The 11,742-nt window shown below is 49.6% G+C and carries 9 protein-coding genes; all 9 read right to left on the reverse strand.

The genetic code is table 11. The annotated features are described in order from the left end of the window. Positions 1–242: 242 nt before the first annotated feature. The gene (locus Tfer_RS04410; RefSeq protein ID WP_152908968.1) at positions 243–944 is read right to left on the reverse strand and encodes a hypothetical protein; all 702 of its coding nucleotides are present in this window, start codon (positions 942–944) and stop codon (positions 243–245) included. Next, positions 941–2,365, reverse strand: coding sequence for an RNA-guided endonuclease IscB (gene iscB, locus Tfer_RS04415; RefSeq protein ID WP_052217061.1), 1,425 nt, complete (start codon positions 2,363–2,365; stop codon positions 941–943). Before iscB ends, Tfer_RS04410 begins: the two co-directional genes overlap by 4 nt. A gap of 274 nt (positions 2,366–2,639) precedes the next feature. Beyond that, positions 2,640–3,008, reverse strand: a complete 369-nt coding sequence (locus Tfer_RS04420; RefSeq protein ID WP_052217062.1) for a hypothetical protein — start codon at positions 3,006–3,008, stop codon at positions 2,640–2,642. Positions 3,009–3,899: 891 nt separating this feature from the next. Next, positions 3,900–4,880, reverse strand: coding sequence for a ParM/StbA family protein (locus tag Tfer_RS04430; RefSeq protein ID WP_052217064.1), 981 nt, complete (start codon positions 4,878–4,880; stop codon positions 3,900–3,902). Further along, positions 4,864–5,460, reverse strand: a complete 597-nt coding sequence (locus Tfer_RS04435) for an HD-GYP domain-containing protein (RefSeq protein WP_052217065.1) — start codon at positions 5,458–5,460, stop codon at positions 4,864–4,866. Before Tfer_RS04435 ends, Tfer_RS04430 begins: the two co-directional genes overlap by 17 nt. A 20-nt stretch (positions 5,461–5,480) precedes the next feature. Beyond that, positions 5,481–7,358, reverse strand: a complete 1,878-nt coding sequence (locus Tfer_RS04440; protein ID WP_052217066.1) for a CpaE/TadZ family protein — start codon at positions 7,356–7,358, stop codon at positions 5,481–5,483. 61 nt (positions 7,359–7,419) lie between these two features. Continuing rightward, positions 7,420–10,521, reverse strand: a complete 3,102-nt coding sequence (locus Tfer_RS04445) for an S-layer homology domain-containing protein (RefSeq protein WP_052217067.1) — start codon at positions 10,519–10,521, stop codon at positions 7,420–7,422. Between the two features lie 96 nt (positions 10,522–10,617). Beyond that, positions 10,618–10,818 (reverse strand): hypothetical protein, encoded by a 201-nt coding sequence (locus Tfer_RS04450; protein ID WP_052217068.1) that lies wholly within the window; start codon positions 10,816–10,818, stop codon positions 10,618–10,620. A 27-nt stretch (positions 10,819–10,845) separates the two neighbouring features. Beyond that, entirely contained in the window at positions 10,846–11,640 is a 795-nt protein-coding gene (locus Tfer_RS04455) for a type II secretion system F family protein (protein ID WP_052217069.1), read from the reverse strand. Between the last annotated feature and the right edge of the window lie 102 nt (positions 11,641–11,742).

Raw genomic sequence — 11,742 nt, forward strand, 5'->3', positions numbered from 1 at the left:
ATACTGCTGAATCAGGTCATCCTTAGATTATGTAGCACTTGCAGCTGTTTTTTAGTATAAAAACCGTAATTTTGCGCAATCACTGCTGATGCCTAGAGCATCAAGGTTTTATACAATTTTGAGAAAAAATATAAAAACATGTATTTGCAACAAAAAAATAGGCGTCGGCCTTACTGCCACAAGGGTTTATGGCAATTTTTTTTGTTTTTATATTTATGGAACCATCTTGAATTTTATATTTCCTAATACCATTGGCTTTTATCGTTTACTGGCTCGATCTTGTGCTTAAAACTGGTCCACTGCTGGAAAAATTCTTCGACTTCCGGAGTTATTTCTTTTACAAGTATTTCTATATGTGGCTGAATATGGTGTGTTTCGGAACAGCAAACGATGTATTTTTCGTAAAAATAACTGTCGTCATATAACACAAGCCCTCGCAGGCCGTTATTGGCAAACTTGATCATGTAGTTGTCATGGTCCCGTTCTACTGAATTGGGATAGCATGTTTTTACTATCAGGGCCGCCTTTTCGATGGGCCTGAACTCGCTGCCATAGATCTCCCTGAGTTTTTCAACTGCCTTTTCGGCAGCTTCCTGGAATGTTGTCTGCCAGACTTCCCGCAGCGCCCTGTGAACCTTGTCACGCACAAACGGATTCGCTTTCCAGATTGGGGGCGGGGTTTCCCATATTACTATCTGTACGGCTATTGGCTGTTCGGCGGACACCGCCACATCATATGGCAGAACCGCGCTGTCATATGGACTGAAGTCGGGGTCCCGCATGGCATGCTGGTACTTGTCAGCCAGCTTATAAAGATGAGCCATGGCAGTGCTTATGTTTTCCAATGCGCTGTTTATATTCTCGGCCAGCTCCTTTTCAAGAAATTCCTGCCTTTTGTACATGCGATACATCTGCCTGTCTGCATGTCTTTTCAAATACATCACAGAAAAGCCGCAGGAAGCCCACGGGCTTCAGCCGTGGGAGGAATGCGGCCTTTCTGTTTCCCTCCTCTCTGCGCAATTTTTTGTTTCTCGTACTGCCAGCCGTCATTGCGCTGGACTATACGCATGTATTTCCAGGATACTCCCTGACAGATTCTTCTGCCTGACCCGTCTTTTATGTCGAAATACCCGGATGAACGGACAGCCACGCGGCCTGTCCAGCGACCGGTATATTTGCCTTTTGGAATCTCGGCCACAACCAGGTCTCCGGTCTGGAAGCCAAAATGAAATTTCCCTCTGCTGCGGTGACCGACCGGAAAACCGTATCTGTCTGTGTTGCACATCTTCCGGGTACCCCGGCCTTTGGCAGACCAGACCTGGGCATATTCCTGCCCGATTATGATTTCGTCGGGCGTACTCCCGCCAACACAGCAGGCGTCAAAACAGTGGGTCCTGGGCAGGCCCGTCCTGAGACGGTTGTATTTGGTACGCGCTCCGGTGCCGCACTCCACCGGTAAGCCGGTTCCTTTGAGCCGGTCGTACAGCGCCCACCGGGTCGCGTTCATCAGGGCTGCGTCCCGCAACGGTTCTTTCAACTGCGTCAGCACCTTCTCCAAATTCGCTGCCCGTACCGCGTCAATTTGGCGTTTGGATTGTTTCAGCTCCTCCAGCCAATCTCCCGGCTGAAGATTGCCCTTGGCTTTGTTACATGCCTCGCACGCCAGCGTTAAATTACTGACGCGGTCAGTGCCTTTCGGCCCATATTTCGGGTTCCGGGGTACGACATGGTCCACCTCCAGAGGTACGCCTTCTTTACCGCAGTAGGCGCATCTCCTGCCCCATTTCTCCAGCAGGTATTCCTTTACTTCGTAGCCAAACAATTCCCCCTGCTGGTACTCGACACCTGATATTTCAGGGTCCTGCAGCTTCTGAGTGTCGAATTTAAACAACGCGACAGATATGGCTGTTATTGGTGCAAGTTTCAGCAGCTTGTTAACTGCATTGGCTGTCAGTTCCACCCTTGCCTGCAATGACGGCGGCAGCCAGCCTTCCGGCCTTCTTCTGTTGTCAAACCTGGGCTTGCGGTAGCGGGTCCTGCGGTTCCGGCGGCTGCGCCGTAAATTGCGCCGGTTGTCCAGGCTCTGCTTTATCCCCGGCTTGTGGTGTATCTCGCACAGAAACACGGCCTCGGACTTCCGGGAATCAACCTCTCGCAATACGGCTATGCCGCTCGCTTTTGCACCTGGTTTCAACTTTAACCTCAATGGCTGCAGCTCACTTTCTTCCACCACCCGGTCTTTTAGCCGGATTGTGAAGGGAGCCATACGGTGGACTACCGCCCTGCCCCTTTTGAGCAGCAGCCTTGCACGCTTCTCGGTGCAGAGCATTAGCGGTTTCTTGTGCTTGTCCAACACAAATACCATCCATCTCTCCTCCTTTTGGAGTGCCCTTACGGGCCTGGTTACGCGCCTTACCGGCGTCTCTCCTCGCCTATGTTATCCCGGCTTCCTATGCCCGGCACACTGGCTGTTACCCGACAGGCCTGTTTAATGCCGGACGACAGGGCCTGGGGCTGGAGAAGCACCCCAGGGTGTCATGACCGGAATAACGTAGCGCATAAAGCGCTCAGGCTGGTCATAGCCGGGCTTGTGCTTGACACAAGCCCACGGCTTTAGCCGTGGGTACTATGACCTCCTCTCATATTTTCAAAAAGTCGTCCAGCGCGTTGATCAGGCGCGGGTCCAACCCAAGGTCTGACTTTGGTTTTTCTTCCTGTGCCGGTTCTGTTGCCTGGTTCTGCAACGGCTGTACATTGTTCAGCCTGTCCCTTACTTCCTGCAGCAACTGCTTTATTTCCCGGATGTCGCTGTGGCGTAAAGCCAGCACGTCCTGGCGGATAGCTTCAATGTCATTCGTTTGGTAAGCCACTAACAGGCCCATGTCTACTAAATAACGAACGTAATCGGACCGGTTGCCTTCGGGATGGTCCCAAACTGGATGATCCGCAGGAAACCTGATTGAGATGACACGGCTGGCATCATCCGTGTCTCTTTTAACTTTTGGCATAAATAGACACTCCTTTCGCGTTGTTTTTTCTGTATACAAAATAAACCCTACTCCAACAAGGGTTTAAGCCTGTTTTTTTACGTTTTTGTATACACTTTTTTGCTGTATACATTTTGCTTTTTTTCATACCTCCAACCCTTGATTTTACTGGGTTTTTAGTGTATACACCCAACCTCCTTCCTACCACCCTGCCATTGTTTCACGCTAACCTGTATACAAAATAAACCCTACTCCCGCAAGGGTTTAAGCCTGTTTTTTTACGTTTTTGTATACACTTTTTTGCTGTATACATTTTGCTTTTTTTATACCTCTATCCCTTGCCGCTGTAAGGTTTATTTTGTATACACCATAGGCTTTTCCGGCTCACTCTGCCTTGTTTCACACCTGCCTGTATACAAAATAAACCCTGTCATATCGAGGGTTTAAACCATCTTTTTTGCGTTTTTGTATACACTTTTTTGCTGTATACATTTTGCCTTTTTTCATACCTTCAACCCTTGATTTTACTGGGTTTTTAGTGTATACACCCAATCCACTTTTTGCCACCCTGCCATTATTTCACGCTAACCTGTATACAAAATAAACCCTGTCATATCGAGGGTTTAAACCATCTTTTTTGCGTTTTTGTATACACTTTTCTGCTGTATACATTTTGCCTTTTTTTATACCCTCAACCCTTGATTTTACTGGGTTTTTAGTGTATACACTTAACCCTCTTCCTGCCACCCTGCCATTGTTTCACGCTAACCTGTATACAAAATAAACTTTACTTGGAAATCTAACTGACAAATGACCTCTTTTTCGCACCCTCAACCCTTGCCGCCGTAAGCACTTCACGTGTCAAAAAAAGCACAAGAAAAGGTAAATACACCTTCCCTTGTGCTTCTTGTGTTACCGCCCTGTTTGGGCCATTTTCAGAAAACCTTTTGCGTTGGCAAACTGGGCGTCCGGTATCAGGTGCATGTTGGGAAAATACTGTTTCAACCCTTCGGCGAACTCCAGCGCACCGCCGCCGCAGAAAATCAGTTGGTCAACAAAATCTATCTTTTCTGTCCAGGCGTTCTGCAGGCCGTCCGCTATAGCTGAGACAGACATTTCCCTGGCCTTACGCTTTATCCCTGCAACGTCAATTTCTTTGCCGCGGACAGTCAGCCGGTCCCGTTTCCACATGCCCTGGATGTTCGGCAGGTTAAGCGGTATCCCAACTTTCTGTGTGAACTGATCGCCAAACATCTGCATGGTTGTGCCGGCCCCTACTTCTATGGAACCGGCATACGCCGGTATTGGCTGTACAGATCCGTTGTCGCACTCAAGCAGCAGGTAATCGGTTGTGTGATAACCAACGTCCACAACGCCTACCAGGCCGGTTTCCGGCAGAGTGATGCCCCCGGCATATATTGCCCCCACACCCTGCGGGAACACATGGATGCTGTCGAAACAGATCATGCGCTCCGGCCCGTCGTTGACCGATAACTGTGCTTCCACGCCCTGAAACGTCTTTTTCAGGTCGTCCTTCTGTGTCCGATAGTACGCTATAGGCAGGCCCAGGGCCAGGTCCACAGGGCCTTCCGCGCCTAAAAGATAGGCCGCGGTCAGAGCGAACAATACGGAGTTCTGCTGCAGGTGCTTGTCCCTTGCCAGGCTGCCCTGTACTGCCCGCCCGCTTTTTAACGCCAGGTCACCAATATAGTAGTCGCTGGCTTCCGGTTCGCCCGGTTTTTTCACCGTCAGTCTGTGCCCAATACTGCTGTCACAGTATTCCAGCAGCATTTCAACCCCGCCCATGGCCAGGGTTGACGGAAAGATTACTTTTTCTTCGTTTTCCTTCACTGCTTTTGTAAACCCATACCCAAGATCAACCGAAATTAACACATTTATCATCCCCTTTTAAAAAAATATTGTTTTTTGCCAGCACCCGAACAGCACAGGCTGCCAGTGCCGGGTCATACATGATTGCCATGTTTTTTTCGATTTCCTTTACGGCGGCGGCGGTATCAAGCGGCTCCCTGTACGGGCGTCCGCCGGTCATGGCGTCGAAGCTGTCCGCAATCGCCAGTATCCGTGCCAAATACGGTATTTGTTCCCCTTTCAGTCCGTCCGGGTAGCCGGTTCCGTCCCAGCGCTCGTGGTGGTGTTTAATGGCAAGAACTATCTCCTCTGCATATCTGTCCATGTACCGGTATTTCTGCAGAAAGATTTCCGCGCCGACAATGGTGTGCTGCCTGATTATCAGCCATTCTTCCGATGATAATGGACCGTTTTTCTGAAGTATGGCCAGCGGTACGCCTATCTTCCCTATGTCGTGTACCAAAGCCGCTATCTGCAGAGCGCTTATGCGTTCTGCGTCCAGTCCTGCGGCCAGGGCGATGCCTGTGGCATAGAACGCCGTCCCGGCGTGGTGCCTGGCAAGATATATGTCTTTCCCGTTACTTAAACTGCACAAGTCCAGCAAATAACATCAACCGCCTTTCCCTATCTGGACGTAATAATTGATTCCGCCAGCGCTTCCACCACCGAACGGTAATCACTGCTGTTTTTCTTCGGCAGCAGCCAGCAGGTTGCAGTTTGTATATGGTTTTCTGCTTTGGCTTCGTTACTGCCGTTTACAACCACCACGGGCCGGGGCCATTGCTCCACTTTCTTCAACAGCCTGTTGACCTCTGTCATGCTGCCAGAGGTCATAATGACAGTGGCTGTAACCTGCTGCCTGGCCGCGGCACACACTGCATCTTCAGTGGCCGGCAGGTCGATTATAATAACATCGTAATTACGTACTGCCTCCCCGACCGCAAATTCAACGTCAGAGGGCTCTAATTTCGCCTGTAAGGCATCACAGGGAGGGGGTTGCAATATAGATATTCCCCCGCACCAGCAAACGGCTTCCTGGAGGAGTTTTTCGCTCCTGAAGGTCAAAAAATTGGGGACCTGGGGTAATCCGGCGAGGTATGAAAGGTCTGATCCGCCGGCCTGGAAATTCAGGTCAATTATAAGTACGCTTGCATCCCTGCTCAGTTCCTGTGCCATGTCCAGCGCCAGGGTGGTCCGGCCAAGCCCGCCTTTGGTGCCGGTTATCCCGATTACATGCTGGTATATTTTTTTGACCTTCTGCTGTTTTTTACCCGGCTTTCTCAGGTTTTTAACGGTTCCTCCCAGTATGCTTCCAATACCCCCCGCTTTTGCGGCTGTCCCGGTTATTTCGTTGATCTGCCTTTTTGCCGTCTGTGTCAGCCGTTCAAGGTGGCCGAGAAGCCCTTCGCCCTCATCCGCCTGCCCGGCTTCTTCGTCGTCGCCCACAACCAACGGCGCAGGTCCCACGGCATACTCAAACAGGTCGCTGTCCAGCAGTATATCGCTTTCTGTTTGTCCCGGCTGAGTTCGGGCTTTGGGAGGTCCTTCATCAGCCAGGGCCGCTGCCACGGTATTCCGGGTTTCCGGTACGGGGACCGAATTGTCCGCTGCCGGTGCACCCGGTTCTTCCGGCACGGGTGCGGGCTCCGGTTCAGCCTGCTTTTCCGGCACCGGTTCTGTCAGCGTCCCGGATTTTTCTTCCACAGGTTTACCGCCTGACGTTCCACCCGGTTTTTCTGCCCATGTTTCTTCCTGATTATCTTCCCGGAGCTTTTCCTGCGGCTCCGAAAGGTCACTGACAGGTATATCCGTGCCCAGCCTGATTACCGGACAGCCGTAGTCAAATGCGGGTGTTTCGTTGAGGTCGAAAATAACCAGGTCAACGGGTTTCCCGGTCATTATCTGTTTTGCCGATGCCTGGGACACGGCGACCGTGGTTTTCCCGCCGTGGGGACCTTCACGGACAGCAACTATGGTTTCCCTGTTCTGGCTGATCAGCAGTATCTGCCGGCAGCTCCGGAGCAGGTCTGACGGAGGTTTACTGCCTGCCGTTACCGGTTCGGTTCTTACCGGCTCCGCCGCAGGTTTTTGCGGTGCCGCCTGCAACTGTGCCACCGTTCGCGGCTGTTCCGGTGGTCTCGCTTCAGGCTGTTTTGGCTGTACAGGCTGAACGGTTGTCTGTACCTGCTGTGCTCCGGCACGGGACGGTGCAGGTGGCTGTAACGATTGCTGTTCAGATGTTTTTGACGCTTCGGCTTTATCATCGCCGGGAATAATAAAGTCTTTGCCGCGTATTTTAATTACCTTCTTATACTTCTTTTTAAAACCTGCCTCTATGTCCGGCAGGTCACAGTATGGTACGCCGAGTGCAATCATGTCAAAATTGTGCTGTTTCAGCAGATCGGTTGCTCCAGATATTGTAGTGGTCGATATGACGCTGTGTTCTGTTTGCTGGGCCTTACCTATCAGATCGTAGTCGTTTGTTATCAGCAGTATTTTCAACGATAAATTCCTCCTCTCTATTTGGCATCACAAAAAAAAAGCGGGCTATTTGCCCGCCTTTCTAATATGCGTTGATTTTCCTGGCTACTGCCAGCTTGTCTATGTTTTTGTGTTCGCGGATCAGTCCTATTGCTTCATAGGCAACTACCGCCGTTTCCGCGCGGGTAATGTTCCTGCCCGGGCGGTACAGGCCGTCGGGGTACCCTTTCACAATACCTGCGGTGGTTAATGCCTTAATCGAGTTTTCGGCCCAGTCAGGCAGTTTGTCGGCGAACGATACGGTACCGGTTAACTGCGACAGGTCCTGCCCGGTAATGTACAGGTATTTTGCCATTATCACTGCCATCTCCGCCCTGGTAATGGTTTTGGACGCCTGGAAGGTATTGTCCTCATAGCCTACCACCAAACCTAACTGTTTGGCCACTTGAATCTTGTCTTTTGCCCAGCCCGGTATCTGGTCGGCATCATCAAATTTGCCGGTGTCCGGCAGGTCCTCCGGTATATCCAATGCGTTCATCAGGGTTACCACAAACTCGGCGCGGGTGATGTTCCGGTCGGGAAAGAATTGGTTGTTGTACCCTTTCATCAGCCCCAACTGCTCCACTGCGGCTATTTCTCTCACAGCCCAGTGGTGTACTGCGTCGGTGAAGCTTGGCCCTTTGGCCGGGTCTACTACTGTGTTGCTGATAGTGCCGGTTAATGTGACAACAGTTGTTTGGGGCTGTTCTGTACTTGTCGGGCTGGTGGTGCCCGGACTGCTGCTGGAACCGCCGGAACTGGCTGAGGTGGTGCTGATATTTATGGTGTAATTGAATGCCTGCGTTGCGCTTGTGTTGCCCATAGCATCAATACCGTAAACATACAGGGTTACGGTGTTATTGATACTCACCGGTTCTGTATAAACTGTCCAGTTGGTGCTATCGAAGCTGTAGTATATCGTCGCCGGTTCATTGGCTGTCAAATAAACTGTTTGAGCCGTCGTGTATGTCCCCGGTGCCGGAGCTGCGGTAATGGTAGGTGCAACGGTATCTATTACATAATTCTGTGCTTCTACCGCCGAAGCATTACCAGCACTGTCAACGGCATAATATTTCAAGGTAGTGGTTGTGTCAATCGTTATGGGCTCACTGTATACAATACCGGAAACAGTCGGGTCAGAGCCGTCCGTTGTGTAATATACCGTTGCCGGTTCATCTGTGGTAAATGTTACAACCTGCGGCTCCCTAAAGGTTCCGCCTATAACGGAAGGTGTCACTGCTGGCGGAGTGGTGTCGGGCTGAGCCAGCGTAAACATATAAATATCACTGGTCCAGTTGACAGTATCTCGCCAATCTTCCCATACAATTCTATTACCATGAATAGCTACGTGATCAGGATAACTCTCTGGGTTAGTGGTTATTTGAGTTTTAACTCCGGTTGTCAGGTCGTACATATAAACATATGAGCCATTATCTTCTATATATGCAATTTTATCTTCATAAATGACAGGTTTCTCCTGGTTTAACGGATCAGTTATAAGAGGGGTTTCCGTTCCTGTGCTTATGTCGTACATGTAAATATCCTGGGTGCCGTTGCGCTCATCTGACCACACTATTTTGTTCCCATAAATTATGGGGTGATACTGGTATGCCAAATTGTTGGTAATTTGAGTTTCATTATCGGTACTCAGGTCGTACATGTAGATGTCAAAGTTGCCGTTGCGGTCATCTATCCATACTATTTTGTTATCATAGATAGCAGGTTCATATTGATTGGCTGTATTGGTGGTTATCCGGGTTTCTGTACCGGTACTCAGATCGTACATGTAGATGTCGTTAGTGCCGTTGCGGTCATCTTGGTAAACTATTTTATCGCCGTAAATAGCAGGGATACTTTGATTAAACGGATCATTAGTTATCTGGGTTTCGGTGCCGGTACTCAGGTCGTGCATGTAAATGTCGTTGTTCCCGTTGCGGTCGTCCTGGTAAACTATTTTGTCCCCGTAAATGGCAGGATTTGTTTGGTTTGCCGGGTCAGTTGTTATCCGGGTTTCTGTACCGGTACTCAGGTCGTACATGTAGATGTCGCCGTTTCCGTTGCGATTGTCCTCATATACAATTCTATCACCGTAAATGGCAGGTTTTCCTTGATCTGCCGGGTCGGTTGTTATTCGGGTTTCGGTGCCATCTGCCTGCACAGGTGGAATATACATATAGATGTCAAGGTTACCGTTGCGGTCATCTACCCATGCTATTTTATCGCCCAAAATTATCGGACTGCCTTGGTTTGCCAAATCATTTGTTATCTGGTTTTCCCTGCCAGTGTTCAGGTCGTACATATAGATGTCGGCGTTGCCGTTGCGCCAATCTTCCCATACAATTTTATCGAAATAAATGTTGCAGTAATATTGTTCTGCAGAATTGACGGCAATCGGAACCTCTCTGTCCATAGTCAAATCATACATGTAAATGTCAGCAGTGCCACCACGGTAATCAACCCACACTATTTTGTCATTATAAATATTGACAGGACCACTTTGATTGGATGGGTCAAAAGTAATTTGAGTTTCATTACCGGTGCCCAGGTCGTACATGTAGATGTCAAAGTTGCCGTTGCGGTCATCCACCCATGCTATTTTGTTATCATAGATAGCAGGTTCATATTGCCCGGCTGTATTGGTGGTTATCTGCGTTTCTGTGCCGGTTGCTAAATCGTACATATAAATGTCGTTATTGCCATTACGATCGTCTTGGTAAACTATTTTATCGCCGTAAATAGCAGGGATACTTTGATTAAACGGATCATTAGTTATCTGGATTTCGGTACCAGTGTTCAGGTTGTACATGTAAATGTCGGCATTCCCATTGCGATAATCTTCATAAACAATCTTATCGCCATAGATAGCTGGGTTGCTTTGATCATTAGGGTCAGTTGTTATCTGAGTTTCGGTGCCAGTACCTAGGTCGTACATATAGATGTCGTTAGTGCCGTTGCGGTCGTCCTGGTAAACTATTTTATCCCCATAAAAAGCAAGCGCACCTTGGTTTGCAGGATCAGATGTTATTTGAATTTCCGTCCCGCTTGCAAGTGCTTGGTCCATTGCGGGACCGGGAACCGGCAATAAAATCAAAAAAAGACTGAGCAAACATGACAGAACCTTTTTCTTTGTTTTTACACCTGACATAAAATTCCCCCTCTAAAAAATCTAAAAAATGTTGAACACAAAAAAAAGAAGGCCGACCGGTTTGACCCGACACAGCCCTCTCTTTTTGTTTTTTGTTTAAAACAGTGTGGTAACAGAAGTGATGACCCGGTTAACGGCATCAGTCAGTGCCTGCTTTATCTGAGGGAAGATAATGACCAGAACTGCCACTGCCAGTGCCAGCAGACCTATGGCTGACAGCAGTTCGCTCTGGCCGCGCTCGTCGTTTTTCAGGCGCAGAAGCATTTCCCAAAATTTTGTTTCCAGTTTGTTGAACATAAGAAAATCATCCTCCTTAAAATAAAATCAAAATTTGATGCCCAGGCCCATGAAACTTACCAGCATGGGCAGGGCCACTAGTGCTATTGTGGGTATGAAAAACCCGATAAATATAGGGAAAAACAGTTTGGTGTTCAGCTTGCCCATCCTTTCCCTGGCGGCGTTGCGGGCTTCCTCGTCAATCTCGTCAATCTGCTCCAGAAGCAGGTCCCTGACGTTTGCATTGGATTTTTTCGCCTGGCCCACAATGCGCACCAGGTTCAGGAACCTGCGGTTTAAGGCGCGGTCCGCAACGCTTAACAGTGCTTCTTCCAGCGGCACGCCGGTATCGGCTATCGCCACGGCTTCGGCCATTATGTCCCGGATTATGCCTTTTTTGGTCCGGACTATGTAACGTATGGCATTGTCAAAGGGTATTCCAACTTCGACCGCATTGGCGATTGTCTGCAGGACCAGCGGCAGTTCGGTATCGGACACAACCCTGGCCTTGTATTTCTTTACCTTGCCGGCGTATCTGTTATAGGTCAGAATAAACAGCCCCAGCCCGGCAAGCACCACGGCAATAAGGTTAGCGCCGTTTACAATCGCGATGGCGGTCAGCACAACCAGCAGGCCCAGTACCAGGGCCAGCAGCCCGAAAAACTCGGCGGCGCTGTTTACCTGGAACAGGCCATAGTAGTTCACCCCGCCAACCGCCTTTAACTCCAGGTCTATTCTGTCGTATAAGCTGTCGTTGCGAAGAACCTTCTTCACCGTATCCCGGCTTACCGCGCACCTGTTCAGCAACCAGTTCCTTTTTGTTTCGCCTGCTGCTGCCAGCAACCTCAGATCATCTCCTTCCTTGACTTCCTCCCCGCGTTAAAACGCGAGGATTCCCAGGTCTCCATCAGGAGCCTGGCAGGCTGTACAAGTAGCCTCTATGCG

This window comes from Thermincola ferriacetica, from assembly GCF_001263415.1.
In the GTDB taxonomy this organism is placed as follows: domain Bacteria; phylum Bacillota; class Thermincolia; order Thermincolales; family Thermincolaceae; genus Thermincola; species Thermincola ferriacetica.